A 16,465-nucleotide genomic window follows, 5' to 3' on the forward strand; every position below is an offset into this window, starting at 1 on the left:
GGATACGATGGACCACCCAAAGCCCAAGCACAAGGGGTACTACCTGCTCCCCAACATGATGACCATGGCCAGCCTGCTGACCGGGTTCATGGGCATTTTGTGGTCCATAGACGGCCGTTTCGAGATGGCGGCCGTAGCCATCATCGTCAGCTGCGTCTTCGACGGGCTCGACGGCAAGCTGGCCCGCCTGACCAACTCCGCCTCAGACTTCGGCGTGCAGCTGGACTCCCTGGTCGACCTCGTCGCCTTCGGCGTCGGGCCGGCGGTGATGATCCACCAATGGTGCACCCACGAGTTCGGGCGCCTGGGCATCATGGCCTCCTTTCTGGTCATGGCCTGCGGGGCTCTGCGCCTGGCGCGCTTCAACATCCAGACGGGCAAGATCAGCAAGAAGTTCTTCATCGGCCTGCCCATTCCTGCCGCGGCCTGCACCTTGGCCACCTTCGTCCTGTTCTCTTCGTACATCCCCGAGACCATGGTCGACTGGATTCCCCGGATCACCCTGGTTCTGGCCTTTCTCGTGTCCATCCTGATGGTCAGCAACGTCCGCTACGCGTCCTTCAAGGACGCCGAGGTCATCCGCGCTCATCGCTTCAGCGCCACGGTCACGGCCCTGCTGGTCTTCGTTTTGGTCGCCTCCGAGCCGAAGCTCCTGAGCTTCGTCTTCTTCATCTGCTACATCATTTCCGGCCTCATCTACTCCTACTTCATTCTGCCCCTACGCGGTAAATCCTTCCTACGAGAGTCTTCTCACAAGATCTCGTAAAGGAACACGCAACCCCCTCAGCATCGTTTGCAGGAAACGGCAATTCAGGGCGCACCAGCCGCCCATGAATAGTATTTATCATCAATCGATTATAAATTATTGAAAAAGGAGAACAGCCATGTCCGACAGAATTTTCATTTTCGACACGACCTTGCGCGACGGCGAGCAGTCTCCGGGCGCGACCATGAACGGTAGCGAAAAGGTGCGTCTGGCGCGCCAGCTGGAGAATCTGGGCGTCGACATCATAGAGGCCGGCTTTCCGGCGGCCAGCCAGGGCGATTTCGAGGCCGTGCAGGCGATCGCAGCGGCCGTGCAGAACTGCCAGGTGGCCGGGCTGTGCCGGGCCCTGCCCGCGGACATCGACCGCGCCTGGGAGGCCGTCCGGGGCAACCCGCAGGCGCGCATCCACACCTTCCTGGCCACCTCTGACATCCACATGAAGTACAAGCTGCGCAAGGAGCGGCACCAGGTGCTGGAGATGGCCGAGGCCGCGGTCAAGTACGCCGTGTCCAAGACGTCCAACGTCGAGTTCTCGGCAGAGGACGCCTCCCGTTCCGACTGGGCCTTCCTGGCCCAGGTCTTCGAGCGCGTCATCGCGGCCGGGGCGACGACCATCAACGTGCCCGACACCGTGGGCTACACCCAGCCCCAGGAGTTCGCGGAACTCATCAAGTATCTGCTCGAAAACGTGAAGAACAGCCACAAGGCCGTCTTCTCCGTGCACTGCCACAACGACCTGGGCCTGGCCACGGCCAACACCCTGGCGGCTCTGAAGGCCGGGGCGCGGCAGGCCGAGGTGACCCTGAGCGGCATCGGCGAGCGCGCCGGCAACGCGGCGCTCGAAGAAGTGGTCATGTCCATGGACGTGCGCAAAGACTTCTACCAGCTGACCACGAACATCAAGAAGGAGCAGATTTTTCCGTCGACCCGGCTCTTGTCTTTGATCATCGGTCAGCCTATACCACCCTACAAATCGATTATCGGTTCTAACGCCTTCGCCCACGAGTCCGGCATTCATCAGGACGGCGTGCTCAAGAACCGCCAGACCTACGAGATCATGACGCCCGAGTCCGTGGGCCGCAAGGAAGAGGACATGGTGCTGGGCAAGCATTCGGGCCGGGCCGCCTTCGACAAGCGCCTGAAGGACCTGGGCTACCGCCTGGACGAGGAGCAGCTGGGCATCGTCTTCACCGCCATGAAGAAGCTGGCGGACCGCAAGAAGGAGATTTTCGTCGAGGATCTCGAAGCCGTGGTGCTGGACGAGATCTTCCGCATCCCGGACAAGTACCGGCTGGAGTACCTGAGCGCCATCAGCGGCAACATGGCCATTCCCAACGCGGTGGTCAAAATGTACGTGGATGGTGAGGAGCGCATCCTGTCGGACTTCGGCACGGGTCCCATCGACGCCGTGTTCAACACCATCGGCAAGGTTGTGGGCCGCAGCCCCAAGCTGGTCCGCTACGCCGTCAACGCCATCACCGGCGGCACCGACGCACAGGGCGAGGTGACCGTCAAGATTGAAGAGAATGGAAGAACCTCGGTGGGCCGCGCATCCGACGCGGACATCATCGTGGCCAGCGCCAAGGCGTACCTGAACGCCCTGAACCGCCTGGCCAAAAGACAGGAGGATACGATATGCGACAGACTTTAGCCCAGAAGATACTGCAGCGCCACACGGACCAGCCCATCACGGCCGACGGACAGATCGTCCAGTGCCGCGTGTCCCTGGTCCTGGCCAACGATATCACGGCGCCCCTGGCCATCAAGTCCATCCGCGGCATGGGCGTGAAGCAGGTCTTCGACAAGGACAAGGTGGCCCTTGTCTGCGACCACTTCACCCCGAACAAGGACATCGACTCGGCCGAGCAGGTCAAAGTCGTGCGCGACTTCGCCCGCGAGATGGACATCACGCACTACTACGAGGGCGGCAACGTCGGCGTGGAGCACGCCATCCTGCCCGAGTACGGCCTGGTGGGCCCCGGTGACATCATTGTCGGCGCCGACAGCCACACCTGCACCTACGGCGGCCTGGGCGCCTTCGCCACGGGCCTGGGCAGCACGGACGTGGCCGCGGCCATGGCCCTGGGCGAGACGTGGTTCAAGGTGCCCGAGACCATCCGCGTCAACTTCACGGGCAAGCTGCCCGAGCACGTGGGCGGCAAGGACCTCATCCTCTTCACCATCGGCCAGACCGGCGTGGCCGGGGCCCTGTACAAGGCCCTGGAGTTCGGCGGCGAGGTCATCGATGATTTGTCCGTCGAAGCGCGCATGACCATGGCCAACATGGCCATCGAGGCCGGCGGCAAGGTCGGGCTCTTCGCGGCCGACGCCAAGACCCTCGAATACTGCCGGGCCCACGGCCGAGACGGGGACGAGCCTATCGCCGCCGACCACGGAGCGGCCTACTGGAAGGAAATGACCTTCGACGTGTCGTCCTTCTCGCCGCAGATCGCCTGTCCGCACCTGCCGGACAACGTCAAGCCCGTGGAGGAAGTCTCGGACATCCGTGTGGACCAGGTGGTGCTCGGCTCTTGCACCAACGGCCGCATCAGCGACCTGCGCGAGGCGGCGGCCATCATCAAGGGCCGCAAGGTGGCCAAGGGCGTGCGCTTCATCGTCATCCCGGCCTCTCCCGGGGCCTATTCCATGGCCCTGGACGAAGGCCTGCTGCGCATCTTCCTCGACGCCGGGGCCATCATCAGCCCGCCGACCTGCGGGCCGTGTCTGGGCGGCCACATGGGCATCCTGGCCGGCGGCGAGCGCTGCCTGGCCACGACGAACCGCAACTTCAAGGGCCGCATGGGCAGCCTGAAGTCCGAGGTCTACCTGGCCAATCCGGCGGTGGCCGCGGCCACGGCCGTGACCGGCCTCATCACGCACCCGGGCAAACTGTAGGAGGACGCCATGACATTCAAGGGAAAGACCCACGTGGTGGGTGACCATATCGACACGGACGCCATCATCCCGGCCAGGTTCCTGGTCACGGCCGACACGGCCGAGCTGGGCAAAAACTGCTTCGAGGGCCTGGAGGAGGGCTGGGTCAAGCGCGTCACCCCCGGCGACATCCTGGTGGCCGGGGAGAACTTCGGCTGCGGCTCGTCGCGCGAGCACGCGCCCCTGGCCATCATCGGCGCGGGCATGCCGGTAGTGCTGGCCAAGAGCTACGCGCGCATCTTCTATCGCAACGCCTTCAACATGGGCCTGCTGCTCCTGGAACTGGGCGACGACATCGCCCGCATCAAGGACGGCGACGAACTGGAGATCGACGTGGCTGCCGGGAAGATCGCCAACCTGACCAGCGGCGAGACCATCGGCTTCAACCCGGTCCCGAAATTCATGATGGACATGCTGTCCGGCGGCGGCCTGGTCGAGTACGTCAAACGCAAGGTCGCGCAGTAGACCCGTTCGGCACGACTGCCGCGAGCACCGGATTTCCCCATCCCACCCCCATGAAAGGGGTGCAGGGGGCGTGCCCCCTGCCCGCCGGAGGCATGCCTTAATATATTCGCATCAACGGAGTTCTCAATGAACATGAAGATATGCCTCATGCCCGGCGACGGCATAGGCCCTGAAATAGTGACCCAGGCCGTGAAGGTGCTGGAGAGGGTGGCCGCGAAATTCGGCCACACGGTGGAAACGGAGACGGTCCTCATCGGCGGCGCGGCCATCGACGCCGTGGGCGAGCCGCTGCCCGCGGCAACGGTGGCGGCCTGCAAGGCTGCGGACGCGGTGCTGCTGGGGGCCGTGGGCGGCCCGAAGTGGGACACCATCGACCCGGCCATCCGGCCTGAGAAGGGGCTCCTGGGCATCCGCAAGGCGCTCGGGCTGTTCGCCAACCTGCGTCCGGCGGCGCTGTTCCCGGAACTGGCGGCGGCGTCGTACCTGCGTCCCGACATCGTGCGCCAGGGGCTGGACATCATGGTCGTGCGCGAACTGACGGGCGGCGCCTATTTCGGCGAGCCCAGGGGCGAGACCGTGGTGAACGGCGAGCGCGCGGCCTTCAACACCATGATCTACTCCGAGTCCGAGGTGGAGCGCATCGTGCGCGTGGCCTGCGAGATCGCGCGCAAGCGCGGCAAGCGCCTGTGCTCGGTGGACAAGGCCAACGTGCTCGACGTGTCGCGGCTGTGGCGCGAGGTGGCCATCCGCACTGCGGCGGAGTTTCCGGACGTGGAGCTGTCGCACATGTACGTGGACAACGCGGCCATGCAGCTCATCCGCGACCCCTCGCAGTTCGACGTCATCGTGACCGAGAACCTGTTCGGCGACATCCTGTCGGACGAGGCCTCGATCATCACGGGCTCCATCGGCATGCTGCCCTCGGCGTCCATGGGATCGGGCGGCCCGGCCCTGTTCGAGCCCATTCACGGCTCGGCGCCGGACATCGCCGGCAAGGACGTGGCCAACCCGCTGGCGACCATCCTGTCCGTGGCCATGATGCTCAGATTCTCCTTCGGCCTGGAGGCCGAGGCCGCTGCCATCGACGCGGCGGTCAAGGGCGTGCTGGCCAGGGGCTACCGCACCGGCGACATCTTTGTCGGCGAGGGCACGAAGGTCGGCTGCACGGAGATGGGCAGGCTGGTGGCGGACGCCGTCTGAACTTCGCGGGGCGCGGCCTGTTGTGCAACGCCCTGAAATATGGAAATGTCGGGCAGGTCATGCGTGACCTGCCCATTTTTTTTGCAAGGAGCCCCATGTGATCGAGGAACTGCTGGCGGAGAACGGCATCGAGCCGGACATTGACGACGACGCCCTTGGCGAGGCCTACGACCGCTGCCCGGCGGTGAACAAGTCGGTCATCAAGAACGCCGTGGCCTTTGCCTGGGCCCTGGCCCAGGAGGGGAGCGAGCCGGTGACGGAAACGCGGCGTTTCGCCCACGTGGACCGCACGGTCGGCCACGAGCGGCTGGACTGGGCCTTCTTCGCCGTGGACCAGCGCCGCTTCCCGCTGACGGCCGTGTTTTCGGCCATGGTCCAGGCCCTGGCGGCGCGGGTGGACAGCCTCGTGGTCCATGTGAGCGGTCCGGTCACGGACGCGCTGCTATTCGGCTGCGACCTGCTCTCGGCGAACCAGATATTCACCCGTGAGCCCGGCCCGATCCTGCAGCTTCTGAGCGGCACCGGAGAGGGCGTGTGCATCGACCTGGCCGGAATCGCCATCGACCATCACCGCGTCGTGCGGCCCGATCCGCAGGCCTACGGCGTGGCTCTGGAACTGCCGGACAGCGAGTATGTCCAGGCCTACCGGGCCGTGACGGCCGAGACCGCGGTCCAGGGGCGGCCGTACATCGCGTACGGCGGCGAGGCCGGAGCGGCGCCCGTGGTCGTGGCCGAACGCTTTCTGGGCTGCTGGCTGTGGGACGTCATTACCCCGCAGACGTTCCGGCGCACCATCACGACATTCTTCTAACCCCTTCGCGCACCCATGAAGAAACACGACATCTCGCGCAACATCGGCATCATCGCCCACATCGACGCCGGAAAGACGACCCTCACCGAGCGGCTGCTCTTCTATTCGCACAAGATCCACAAGCTCGGCGAGGTCCACGACGGCGCCGCGACCATGGACTACCTCGAAGAGGAGCAGAAGCGCGGCATCACCATCACTTCGGCCTGCACGACCATCCAGTGGCACGGCACGCGCATCAACATCATCGACACGCCGGGCCACGTGGACTTCAACGTCGAGGTGGAGCGGGCCCTGCGCGTCTGCGACGGGGCCGTGGTGGTCTTCTGCGGCGTGAACGGCATCGAATCCCAGAGCGAGACGGTCTGGCGGCAGGCGCGCAAGTACGGGCTGCCGCGGCTCGTCTTCATCAACAAGACGGATCGGCCCGGCGCGGACTACTGGCGCGTGGTCGGCGACATCGGCGACAGGCTCGGCGTGCGGCCCGTGCCCGTGACGGTGCCGTCCCTGGCCGTGGAGGGCGGGGTGCTGCATCTGCTGCGCGGATTGGTGCTGACCTTCGACCCGACCGATCAGGGCTCGACGGTGCACGAGCAGGAACCGCGCGGGGCGGACGCGGAGCAGCTGGAGGCCAGGCGGCGCGAGTTCATCGAGACCCTGGCCGACCTCGACGACGCGGTCATGGAGAAATACCTGGGCGAGGAGGATCTGGGCGACGAGGATCTGCGCGCGGCCCTGCGCCGGGTGACGCTCTCGGGCCAGGCCGTGCCGGTCTACTGCGGCAGTGCGCTGAAGAATATCGGCGTGCAGCCGCTGATGAACGGCGTGACGCATTTCCTGCCCTCGCCCGAGGAGTCCCAGTCCCATGCGCGGGTGCTGGCGCGGATGGAGGAGGCGGGCGTCAAGGACGACCAGTTCGTGGGCTTCGTCTTCAAGGTCCTGTTCGAGGGCGCGCACAAGAAGATCTTCCTGCGTGTCTACAACGGCCGCGTGGCCGAGAACAGCGCGGTCTGGAACTCGCGCCTGGAACGCTTCGAGAAGATCCATAAGCTCTACACGGTCCACGCCAACCGCTTTGAGCCCATCCCCGAGGCGCGGGGCGGCGAGATCGTGCTGGCCACGGGCCTCAAGGAGTGCGTGACGGGCGACACGCTGTTCACGGGCAAGTCGGATCTGCGGCTGGAGAATATCGACGTCCTGCAGCCGGTGCTGAACGTGGCCCTGGTTCCGGGCAGCGCCAGCGATACGGACAAACTTCAAGCGTTGCTTGAGAGATATTGCATCGAGGACCCGACCCTGCGCTCCTTCACCGACGAGGACACGGACCAGCTCATCGTGGCCGGCCTGGGCGAGCTGCACCTGGAGGTGGTGCTGGAGCGTCTACGCAAGGAGAGCGGGGTGGCCTTCCGCTACGGCAACCCGCAGGTCATCTTTCGCGAGACCGTCGAGGCCGCGGCCGAGGCCGAAGGCACGTGCCGAAAGCTCATCGCCGACAACCTGCATCGCGCCCTGGTGCGCCTGTCCGTACAGCCGCGGGAACGCGGGGCGGGCAACGCGGTGGTCTCGGACGTCCCGGCTGGCAACATGGCCAATATCGCCCTCAAGGCCATGGAGGACGCCCTGCAGGCCGGGGCGGCCCACGGCTGCGTTGTGGCCGACGCCGAGGCCCGGCTCCTGGCCGTGTCGCCCTTCGAGGACGGCCTGACGGAACTCGGTGTGCGCATGGCCGCCCTGGAGGCCATGAAGACTGCCCTCTCCCAGGCCTCGCCGGTCCTGCTGGAGCCCATCATGAGCGTGGAACTGCGCATGCCTCCGGAATACGTCGGCGACTGCGTCAACCTCCTGGGCGCCAAGAACGCGCGCATCCTGGACGTGCGCACGGGCGACTTCGACTCCGGCATCACGGCCATGGCCCCCATGCGCCAGCTCTTCGGTTTCTCGACGGAACTCAGGTCCCGCACCAAGGGCAAGGCCTTCTATTCGCTGGTCTTCAGCAAATACGACGTGGTGGGGTGACCTGCGGCGCTTGCCCAAAAAAATGAAGCCCCCGAGTCCGTAGACCCGGGGGCTTCATTTTTAGCTGACCAAGGGATGGGCTACTTCACTTCTTCCACAGGAAATCCTGCGCCCTTCCAGCCGAAGATGCCGCCGGGGAAGCGGTAGACGTTCTTGTAGCCGAGCTTCTTGGCCCAGACCGCGCCGTTGTGGCTACGGGTGCATTTGACGAAGCCGCAGTAGACGATGACCGGCTTGTCCTTGTCGGGCCCCAGCAGGGCTTCGAAGTCGGCCTGGGTCTTGCCGTCGGTCTCCTTGGCGTCCCACTCCTTCATGTCCGGGATGGGGAAGAGGAACTGCACCGCGCCGGGCACGTGCTCCTTCTTGTAGCTGTCCGCGTAGGGCATGGTGTCGACGATGACCATGTCCTTGCCTTCGTCCATCATCTTCTTCAGCTCGGCGGCCGTGACCAGGTCGTAGCCTCCGGCGGCTGTGTCGCGCACCAGCTTCACGGCTTCGGTTTCCTTGGTGGCTTCGGCCTCGAACTTGGAGTCGAAAAGGGCGAAGGACGGGTTGGCGAGAAATGTGACAAGCAGGACAACCACGGGAACGAGAACTTTTTTCATGCGCATTCTTCCTTCCAGATAAGAGTTTTGACGGACTGGTATTTCGAGGCGAAGGAGACCGGGCGCATGCCCAGGAACCAACGCCACGCGTACAGTACGGCCGCGCAGGCCAGCATGAGGAGATCGCGGCGCAGGGCGCTGCGGATTCCTGAGAAGGCTTCGGCCTCGGGATCGCCGGGACCGTAGCAGCCGCAATCGATGTCGAGCCCCATGTGCAGGCCCCAGGCGAGTACGGCGATGAAGACGAGGAGCATGAGGGTGATGAGGCCTAGGCTCCCGCGGATGTCGAAGATGAGGGCCACTGCCCCGAGGATTTCGAGCACCGGCAGGACGAAGGCCGCCGGCAGGACCAGAAAGCCCGGCAGGATGCCGAAGGCGTCGACGGTCGCCGCGAAGGTCATGGGGTTCTGGATCTTGATGGCTCCGGCAGTCAAAAAGGCCAGGGCGAGCCCCATGCGGACTGCGGAGTAGGAGAATGATTTCCAGGTAATGGAGAGCATGGAATACTCTCTGGCTTTTGGCAGTCCAGAGGTCAAATCGTTATTCCGGATCAAATCAAGCCAAAGTTATTGATAATTTTGATGCTGGCTCTGACGCTCTGCGGGCGGGGCGAGGGGAATGGGCGGAACGCCGGGCGCAAAGGCGCAGGGAGCGTGAAACACGGTCCACTGGCGCCCGTAGGGGTGAAATAGGCCCAGCTGGCTGGCATGCAGCAGGAGACCCGCGGGGTCGGCGTCCCCATCCGGGCCGTAGAGGTTGTCGCCCACGATGGGGTGACCGAGGCTGGCCATGTGCACCCGAAGCTGGTGCGAGCGTCCGGTGTGGGGCAGCAGGAGGACCAGGGTGGTCCGCGTGTCGCGTTGGAGCACGCGGTATTCCGTCAGGGCCGGCTTGCCGGTGGCATGGCAGACCATCTGCCGGGGGCGGTTGGGCCAGTCGCAGACCAGCGGCAGGTCCACGACGCCTTCATCCGGAGTGATGGAGCCTTCGACCCGTGCCAGGTAGGTCTTGCGCGTCAGCCGTTCCTGGAACTGTCGGCGCAGCTCGGACTCGGCCTTGCGTCGCGTGGCCACGACGAGGACGCCTGAGGTGCCCAGGTCCAGCCGGTGCACGGCCTGGGCGGCGGGGTGCAGCTCCCGCACCCGGGTCAGGGCCGAGTCGAAGAGCTCCGGGGTGCGGCCCGGCACGGACAACAGGCCGCCGGGCTTGTTGAGGACGACCATGTCCCGGTCCTCGTGGATGATGACCAGCCGCGGCTCGGTCGGCGGTTCGTAGCGCAGGGGGGCGAGGGTCATGGTCAGGGCTTGGGGGCGCCCAGCGCGTCCTGGTCGGTCAGGTCGGCGATGGCGGCGTTGATGCGTTGGAGGGTGCTGTCGGGAACGCTCTTGGTGAAAATGAGGTAGCGCAGGTTACCCGCCGGGATGTCCTGCATGGTCAGAGTGGTGAACCGGACTGCGTCAACCTCGGCCAGCCGCAGCAGGGTCGGGACTTCCTCGGGGGCCACGAGCATGTAGGCGGCGCGCCCCTGCAGAATCAGCTTCGGCAGGACTTTTTGGGAGGACGATACGGTCAGGCTGCGCACCAGAATCTCTTTTTGCATGCGGTCGACGGCTTCGCCGTAGGAGAACGAGGCCACCTGGGCCATGATCAGGGACCGATCGGCCAAGACGTCCCGCAGGGTGGTGTGGCGGCTGAACAGGTGCGTCTTGTCGGTTGTGGTCAGCAGGACCAGGGGCTGGTCGCGGTAGATGGGCAGGCTGAACGTGGCGAAGGTTTCGCGTTCGGGCGTCTTGAACCAGCCGATGGAGCACGTGGGGCCGCTGTCGGTGCGGAGTTCTTCCATGATCCGGTTCGGGGGGTGTTGGCTGAAGGACGCCGGAATCCCGGCCCGGTCGAGAATCTGCCTGGTCAGGCCAAGCAGGAAACCCCGCGGCTGCCCGTTTTCGGTCCAGTAATAGGGCGGGCGTTCGAGGTAGACCACGTGCAGGTCGGTGGCGTTGGCGGCTGCGGCCGGAGTCGCCAGGAGGCTGCCGAGCAGGACGAAGAGGACGAGAAGCGCCCGCCGCCTGGTCATTGCAGACCTTCCGGCGGTTCGTGCACCCCGAACTGGTCTAGCTGCCAGCCCACGTCCTTGCCGATCATCCGCCGTTTGCGCACGGTGATCCACCAAAGTCCCTTCCACTGCCAGCCCGGGATGGACCTGACGTAGCGCGCCTGCCGTTCCAGGGCGGCGCAGATGAGGTCCAAGGTCTCCTCGGGCCTGTCCTGGGGTTCGAGGCCCGTGCGGCGTTCCAGCGTGGCGCGCCCCGCATGATGAGCCTCCAGAAGCTGCGGCAGCGTCAAGCCCGGAAAGGCCTGCACGAAGGCGCCGGGGACCGTGGGCAGGGTGTGGGCGTCGGGGGCGTTGGTCGTGGTCACGCCGGTCTTGTCGTCGTAGATGGTCACCAGTTCGAGGAAATGCTTGCCCAGGCCATGGTAGAAGACCAGATAGGTCTTTTCGGCGGCATTCTTCCAGGTCTTGCAGAACAGGGACTGGTCCTTGTCGGCGATGCGGAAGTCGAACATGACGTCCTCGGCGAAGCCGTGGTCCGCCGCCCAGTCCGACGCCTGGCGCAGGGGCTGCCGCACGTCCTGGTCAACCGGGACATGGGAGCGGGGAACCATGCGTTCCTTGGGGGAGGACAGGGCGTCGACGGTGACTTTCATGATCTTGGTCGAAAGGTACCACACGGCCGTCATGACTGCCAGCAGCAGAACAGGAAATGCCATCATTTTTGCCTACCTCCGCCATGGGGAGCGGACTGCGTTTTCATGAAACCTTCTCCAGTGCGTCCAACTCTTGGGTGACCAGGGGCAGGATGCCGTCGACGATGCGCGCCACGCCCGCGGCGTTGGGGTGCAGGCCGTCGTCCAGGACCAGGGACGGGTCGCGGACCACGCCTTCGAGGAAGAAGGGGTAGAGGGGCAGGTCATGCTCCTCGGCCAGTTCGGGGAAAACGTCGTCGAACTGTTTGCGATATTCGAGTCCCCAATTGACCGGAGCGCGCATCCCGGCCAGAATGATCCTGGCCCCGGCCTCCTGGCATTGCCTGATCATGGCGTCGAGATTGTCTCGCATGCGTACGGGATCCAGGCCGCGCAGTCCGTCATTGGCCCCGAGTTCAAGCACCACGAGGTGGGGTTTGTCCTCCAGGGACCAGGCCAGACGCGCCAGGCCGCCGGCCGTGGTGTCGCCCGACACGCCCGCGTTGGTCACGCGCACGTCGCGGCCCATGTCGCGCAGGCGCCGCTCCAGTTGGGCGGCGAAGGACTGGTCGGCGGGCAGGCCGTAGCCCGCCGTGAGGCTGTCGCCGAAGGCGAGAATGTGCATTGTCGTATCTCCGTGAACGAGCCCGGCCGGGCTGGCGAGAAGCAGCGCGGCCATGAGGATATGTCGAATGAGCTTGGATGCCATGAATGTTCCCTCGGTTGTGCTTGAGGACGTCCACCTGACGCTAACCGCCGGTTCGGGGCCGGTCAACATCCTGAACGGGGTCAGCCTGACGGTGGGGCAGGGCGAGACCCTGGCCGTGGTCGGGCCGTCGGGTTCGGGCAAGACGACCATGCTCATGCTCCTGGCCGGTCTGGAACGGCCGACCTCGGGCGCGGTGCGCATGGCCGGTAAGGACCTCACGGCCATGGGCGAGGACGAGCTGGCGCGCTTTCGGCGCGAGAACCTGGGCATCGTCTTTCAGGCCTTCCACCTCATCCCGACCATGACGGCCCTGGAGAACGCAGCGCTGCCGCTTGAGTTCGCCCACCATCCCGACGCCAGGCGCCAGGCCCTGGACGCTCTGGAGCAGGTGGGCCTGGGTCACCGCGCCGGCCACTACCCCTCGCAGCTTTCGGGCGGTGAGCAGCAGCGCGTGGCCCTGGCCCGGGCCTTCGCGCCGCGGCCGCGCATCATCCTGGCCGACGAGCCCACGGGCAACCTGGACGAGGGCACGGGCGCGCGGGTCATGGAGCTTCTTTTCAAGATGCAGGCCGAGGAAAAGGCCACGCTGGTGCTGGTGACCCACGACCGGAATCTGGCCGGGCGCTGCGGCCGCACGGCGTCCATGCACTCGGGCCGCATGGAGGAGCGATGAGCGGCCGGGACTGGCTCGTGGCCCTGAACCTCTGCCGCCGCGAGCTACGCGGTGGCCTGCGGGGCTTCGGCGTGTTCCTGGGCTGCCTCTTCCTGGGCGTGCTGGCCATCAGTGCCGTGGGCTCCCTGGGGCGGGCCCTGGAGGCCGGGCTGGCGGCCGACGCCAAGGCCATCCTCGGCGGGGACGTGAGCGTCAGTCTGACCTCCCGCGACCTGAGCCCGGTCGAGGCCGATTTTCTGCGCGGCTTCGGAGAACTGGCCCGGACCCTGTCCACGCGGACCATGGCCCGCGCGGGCGACAAGGCCGTTCTGGTCGAGCTCAAGGGCGTCGACGCCCTCTATCCCCTGTACGGGCGCATGGAAATCGAGGGCGGGGGCGTGCTTCAGGAACTCCTGCCCGAGCGCGGCGGGCTGCCCGGCGCCGTGGCCGACCGGGACCTTTTGGCAAGGCTGGGTCTGGCTGTGGGCGACGAGGTGGCCGTGGGCGAGGCCCGCTTCCAGGTGCGCGGCGTGATCCTGCGCGAGCCGGACCGGGTCATGGAATTCTTTTCCCTGGGGCCGCGCCTCATGGTCGGGGTCGAAGGGTTCGGGGGCACGGGCCTGTCCGGGGCCGGAAGCCTCTTCCGCACCGAGTACCTGCTGCGGCTCCCGGGCCGCGACGCCTCGCAGACGGCCGAGGCCATCCGCGCCGCCTACCCCGAGTCGGGCTGGCGGGTGCGCGACTTCAACCGCGCCGCGCCGCGCATCAGCACGGTCCTGGAGCGTCTGCGCGTGGACCTGACCCTGGTCGGCCTGGGCGCGCTGCTGGTCGGCGGCCTGGGCATCGCCGGCGGCGTGCGCGGCTACCTGGGCGGGCGCCTGGCGCACATGGCGGCCATGAAGTGCATGGGCGGGCCGGTGCGCGTGCTCTTCGCCTCCTACCTCATGCAGGTCCTTTTCCTGGGGGCCGTGGGGGCCCTGGCCGGCATGGCCGGCGGGAGCCTCGTGCCGTGGCTCGGCGCCCGGTTCTTCGCCGACATCCTGCCCATCCAGGCGCGTGGCGGCCTGTACGCGGCCCCGCTGATCCAGGCCGCGCTCTTCGGCCTGGTCACGACCCTGGCCTTCTCCATGCCCCCGCTTTTCCGTGCGGTCATGGTCAGCCCGTCCGGCATCTTCCGCGGCTACATCTCGGCCGACATGGGCCGCATGCCCCGCGCGGCGGTCCTGCCCACGGCCGCGGCCTTCGCCCTGCTTGCGGCCATGGTCTTCCAGTTCGCCGGCAACACCCGGCTCGCGGCCTGGTTCGTGGGCGGGACCATCGGCGCGTGGCTGCTGTTCAAGGGTCTGGCCCGGGCCATCCGCTGGCTGGCAGGCAAGGCCCCGCGCCTGCCGTGGGCGAGCTGGCGCATCGGCGTGGCCAATATCCACCGTCCGGGATCGCCGGGCGTGAGCCTGGTGTTCGCCCTGGGCTTCGGGCTCACGGCGCTGGTGGCCGTGGTCATGGTCAACGTCAGCCTGACACGGGCGTTGACGGCCGAACTGGCCCAGGAAGCCCCGGCCTTCTTCTTCATGGATATCCGTCCCGATCAGGTCGGGGATTTCCGCGCCATGGTCGAGGGCACGCCCGGCGTGACAAGGCTCGACCTGCGGCCCATGATCCGCGGCCGCATCGTGCGCATCGCAGGCACCCCCGTGGAGAACGCCACGGTGTCCGAGGAGGTGTCCTGGGCCGTGCGCGGGGACCGCGGGCTGTCCTGGAGCGAGGAGTTCCCGGCCGGCAGCACGCTCCTGCGCGGGACGTGGTGGGGCAAGGGCTACGACGGTCCTCCGCTCATCTCCCTGACCTCGGATCTGGCCGAGGGCTTCGGCGTGGACGTGGGCGACACCCTGACGGTCAACGTCCTGGGCCGCAACATCACGGGCACCATATCGAACATCCGCGAGGTCAACTGGCGGACCCTGGCCATGCAGTTCGCCATCGTCTTCTCGCCCGGCACCCTGGACCGGGCCCCGCAGACGTGGCTCGGCGCGGCCTACGGCCATGGCGGCGAGGACGGCCTCTTCGCCCGCGTCACGTCGGCCTACCCCGAGGTGGCCGTGGTCACCATCCGCGAGGTACTGGACAACGCGGCCATGCTCATGCGGCGCACGGCGAGCATCTTCCAGGTCATGGCCGGCGTGGCCCTGCTTGTGGGCTTCCTGGTCCTGGCCGGGGCCTTCTCGGCCGACCAGCACCGGCGCATCTACGACAGCGTCATCTACAAGGTCTGCGGCGCCACCCGCCGCGACATCCTGGCCATCCTCGTGGCCGAGTTCTCCCTGGCCGGCCTCTTCACGGGCCTGGGCAGCCTGATCCTGGGCACGGTCACGGCCTGGGGCGTGGTCCAGGGCCTGCTGAAGATGCAGTTCACCCCGGACCTGCCCACGGGCCTTCTGACCGTGCTGACCGGAGTGGCCATCTCCCTGGCCATGGGTCTCCTGGGCACCTGGCGGGTATTGGGAAAGAAGGCCGCGCCGTTTCTGCGCAACGAATAGCAAACGCCCTGCCGGGTCGGGTCCGGCAGGGCGTTATTGTTCCTTCGATGCGTTCGCGTGCAGTATCCGCCGCCGATGTTGGAGTGCACGCCCGCAAACCGGACCTGCTTCAGGCGCTGGCGGCAGGCCCCGTCCCGCTTCCTCTACACGCAGGGATCGAAAGCCCGGCGGCGCTCGACGATGGCCAGGTACATCGCGCCTCTGTCATGTGCCGCCCCGCCTGTTCCTGCTCAGGAGAATCGGGGGGAAATCGGTGGCGGGAAGCCATTTCACATCTGAATAGATGATGAAATCCCCACCTTTGCCGTGCTTTTCTCTGTATTGACGAAAATCGTGATTGAAGACGTGAAATACAGGCTCGTTGATCAGGAGGATGTGTGCGCCGACCAGGGATGTGTTGGCAGACAGACGGGAGATCATCTCGGCTTTTCCCAAAGCCTTGCTCTTGGTCCAGCAGCCGAGGGGCTGGACAATTGTATCGAATTCATAAACATCCTTCAGGTATACACCTATATGCTCGATGATGAATAATTCCATGTACTTGTCGCGATGTACGTGACCGACGACCGCCAGTTGCACCATTCCTCTCCCGATTGCTCCGTAAAAGTCGTCGATTGTGTCTGTAAGTTTGCCGAAGTGTTTTGTCTGTATCTGGCTGTCGCATTCAGTTCTCGGGCCTTCATGGAGGTATTTCCTAGTCTTGGAGTTGCTTCTGGCTACACGTAACGTTTCAGTTTTACTTCAAGTGCCTCCGCAGATGCTTTTGTTGAATAATTATTTATTATGCTGGCGTATGTTTCCGCGAAGCGATTGAATTGAAGAGCCCAATCCATGGTTACAATCTCATCGTCGTAATGTTGTGATGGTATGGAGGTCGGATAACGATCGTATGTATCTCTCAAGTCATCGTGCAATGCAAAAGCGTCTCCTTGAAACCATCTCTCCATGAGCTTCGGTGCGACGACCCATCCCATATTGCGCATCACTCCCGGCAAATCAGTCAGTTTCAGTCTGTCTATTTCAATTATTTT

At 65.6% G+C, this 16,465-nt stretch carries 16 protein-coding genes and 1 pseudogene; 9 read left to right on the plus strand and 8 right to left on the minus strand.

Features of this window, described 5'->3' with window-relative positions; genetic code table 11:
* The first annotated feature begins 7 nt into the window (after nt 1–7).
* The 7 genes from pssA (at nt 8) to G394_RS0115025 (ending at nt 8,189) form a co-directional block, all read left to right on the plus strand.
* Nucleotides 8–766 (plus strand): CDP-diacylglycerol--serine O-phosphatidyltransferase, encoded by a 759-nt coding sequence (pssA, locus tag G394_RS0114995; protein WP_028578362.1) that lies wholly within the window; start codon nt 8–10, stop codon nt 764–766.
* Between the two features lie 118 nt (nt 767–884).
* Entirely contained in the window at nt 885–2,417 is a 1,533-nt protein-coding gene (locus G394_RS0115000) for a 2-isopropylmalate synthase (RefSeq protein WP_028578363.1), read from the plus strand.
* Nucleotides 2,402–3,661 (plus strand): 3-isopropylmalate dehydratase large subunit, encoded by a 1,260-nt coding sequence (gene leuC, locus G394_RS0115005; RefSeq protein ID WP_028578364.1) that lies wholly within the window; start codon nt 2,402–2,404, stop codon nt 3,659–3,661. Before G394_RS0115000 ends, leuC begins: the two co-directional genes overlap by 16 nt.
* 9 nt (nt 3,662–3,670) lie before the next feature.
* A complete protein-coding gene (locus tag G394_RS0115010; RefSeq protein ID WP_028578365.1) occupies nt 3,671–4,165 on the plus strand; it encodes a 3-isopropylmalate dehydratase small subunit in 495 nt (164 codons plus the stop codon).
* Nucleotides 4,166–4,291: 126 nt separating this feature from the next.
* Nucleotides 4,292–5,365: a 3-isopropylmalate dehydrogenase gene (gene leuB / locus G394_RS0115015; protein ID WP_028578366.1), complete on the plus strand. Its 1,074-nt coding sequence runs from the start codon at nt 4,292–4,294 to the stop codon at nt 5,363–5,365.
* Nucleotides 5,366–5,462: 97 nt separating this feature from the next.
* Nucleotides 5,463–6,176 (plus strand): hypothetical protein, encoded by a 714-nt coding sequence (locus tag G394_RS0115020; protein WP_028578367.1) that lies wholly within the window; start codon nt 5,463–5,465, stop codon nt 6,174–6,176.
* A gap of 15 nt (nt 6,177–6,191) precedes the next feature.
* Complete coding sequence (locus tag G394_RS0115025) at nt 6,192–8,189, plus strand: elongation factor G (RefSeq protein WP_028578368.1); 1,998 nt, start codon at nt 6,192–6,194, stop codon at nt 8,187–8,189.
* A gap of 80 nt (nt 8,190–8,269) precedes the next feature.
* Here the strand turns inward: G394_RS0115025 and G394_RS0115030 are convergent, their stop codons facing one another.
* From G394_RS0115030 to G394_RS19470, 6 genes are all read right to left on the minus strand, one after another.
* Nucleotides 8,270–8,800 (minus strand): rhodanese-like domain-containing protein, encoded by a 531-nt coding sequence (locus tag G394_RS0115030; RefSeq protein ID WP_028578369.1) that lies wholly within the window; start codon nt 8,798–8,800, stop codon nt 8,270–8,272.
* Complete coding sequence (locus G394_RS0115035) at nt 8,791–9,294, minus strand: MauE/DoxX family redox-associated membrane protein (protein WP_028578370.1); 504 nt, start codon at nt 9,292–9,294, stop codon at nt 8,791–8,793. The genes G394_RS0115030 and G394_RS0115035 overlap by 10 nt, the downstream gene beginning before the upstream one ends.
* A gap of 66 nt (nt 9,295–9,360) precedes the next feature.
* Entirely contained in the window at nt 9,361–10,089 is a 729-nt protein-coding gene (locus G394_RS19465) for a pseudouridine synthase (protein ID WP_051307237.1), read from the minus strand.
* A gap of 2 nt (nt 10,090–10,091) precedes the next feature.
* On the minus strand, nt 10,092–10,868 hold the full coding sequence (locus G394_RS0115045) for a substrate-binding periplasmic protein (protein ID WP_028578371.1): 777 nt from the start codon (nt 10,866–10,868) through the stop codon (nt 10,092–10,094).
* Nucleotides 10,865–11,566, minus strand: coding sequence for a hypothetical protein (locus tag G394_RS0115050; protein ID WP_028578372.1), 702 nt, complete (start codon nt 11,564–11,566; stop codon nt 10,865–10,867). Before G394_RS0115050 ends, G394_RS0115045 begins: the two co-directional genes overlap by 4 nt.
* Nucleotides 11,567–11,603: 37 nt before the next feature.
* Complete coding sequence (locus tag G394_RS19470; protein ID WP_043776174.1) at nt 11,604–12,248, minus strand: arylesterase; 645 nt, start codon at nt 12,246–12,248, stop codon at nt 11,604–11,606.
* On the opposite strand from G394_RS19470, the gene G394_RS0115060 reads away from it, so the two are divergent.
* Both G394_RS0115060 and G394_RS0115065 read left to right on the plus strand, forming a co-directional pair.
* Nucleotides 12,232–12,921 (plus strand): ABC transporter ATP-binding protein, encoded by a 690-nt coding sequence (locus G394_RS0115060; RefSeq protein WP_245578353.1) that lies wholly within the window; start codon nt 12,232–12,234, stop codon nt 12,919–12,921. The two genes, G394_RS19470 and G394_RS0115060, sit on opposite strands and share 17 nt — an antisense overlap.
* Nucleotides 12,918–15,434, plus strand: a complete 2,517-nt coding sequence (locus tag G394_RS0115065; protein WP_028578374.1) for an ABC transporter permease — start codon at nt 12,918–12,920, stop codon at nt 15,432–15,434. The genes G394_RS0115060 and G394_RS0115065 overlap by 4 nt, the downstream gene beginning before the upstream one ends.
* 204 nt (nt 15,435–15,638) lie before the next feature.
* Here the strand turns inward: G394_RS0115065 and G394_RS21755 are convergent.
* Both G394_RS21755 and G394_RS21760 read right to left on the minus strand, forming a co-directional pair.
* Nucleotides 15,639–16,091: pseudogene (locus tag G394_RS21755) on the minus strand (DUF6402 family protein); the annotation flags it as partial.
* 59 nt (nt 16,092–16,150) lie between these two features.
* Nucleotides 16,151–16,465, minus strand: a 315-nt coding sequence (locus G394_RS21760; protein ID WP_211226297.1) for a DUF6402 family protein, incomplete at its 5' end; no start/stop codon positions are given.

The sequence above is a fragment of the Desulfomicrobium escambiense DSM 10707 genome, assembly GCF_000428825.1.
Classification (GTDB): domain Bacteria; phylum Desulfobacterota; class Desulfovibrionia; order Desulfovibrionales; family Desulfomicrobiaceae; genus Desulfomicrobium; species Desulfomicrobium escambiense.

Coding starts and splice junctions, on each gene's coding strand:
- G394_RS19470 (WP_043776174.1), bottom strand. CDS start 12,248: ATGGCATCCAAGCTCATTCGACATATCCTCATGGCCGCGCTGCTTCTC.
- G394_RS0115025 (WP_028578368.1), top strand. CDS start 6,192: ATGAAGAAACACGACATCTCGCGCAACATCGGCATCATCGCCCACATC.
- G394_RS0115045 (WP_028578371.1), bottom strand. CDS start 10,868: ATGACCAGGCGGCGGGCGCTTCTCGTCCTCTTCGTCCTGCTCGGCAGC.
- G394_RS0115065 (WP_028578374.1), top strand. CDS start 12,918: ATGAGCGGCCGGGACTGGCTCGTGGCCCTGAACCTCTGCCGCCGCGAG.
- leuB (WP_028578366.1), top strand. CDS start 4,292: ATGAACATGAAGATATGCCTCATGCCCGGCGACGGCATAGGCCCTGAA.
- G394_RS0115010 (WP_028578365.1), top strand. CDS start 3,671: ATGACATTCAAGGGAAAGACCCACGTGGTGGGTGACCATATCGACACG.
- pssA (WP_028578362.1), top strand. CDS start 8: ATGGACCACCCAAAGCCCAAGCACAAGGGGTACTACCTGCTCCCCAAC.
- G394_RS0115050 (WP_028578372.1), bottom strand. CDS start 11,566: ATGATGGCATTTCCTGTTCTGCTGCTGGCAGTCATGACGGCCGTGTGG.
- G394_RS0115035 (WP_028578370.1), bottom strand. CDS start 9,294: ATGCTCTCCATTACCTGGAAATCATTCTCCTACTCCGCAGTCCGCATG.
- G394_RS0115060 (WP_245578353.1), top strand. CDS start 12,232: ATGAGCTTGGATGCCATGAATGTTCCCTCGGTTGTGCTTGAGGACGTC.
- G394_RS0115030 (WP_028578369.1), bottom strand. CDS start 8,800: ATGCGCATGAAAAAAGTTCTCGTTCCCGTGGTTGTCCTGCTTGTCACA.
- leuC (WP_028578364.1), top strand. CDS start 2,402: ATGCGACAGACTTTAGCCCAGAAGATACTGCAGCGCCACACGGACCAG.
- G394_RS19465 (WP_051307237.1), bottom strand. CDS start 10,089: ATGACCCTCGCCCCCCTGCGCTACGAACCGCCGACCGAGCCGCGGCTG.
- G394_RS0115000 (WP_028578363.1), top strand. CDS start 885: ATGTCCGACAGAATTTTCATTTTCGACACGACCTTGCGCGACGGCGAG.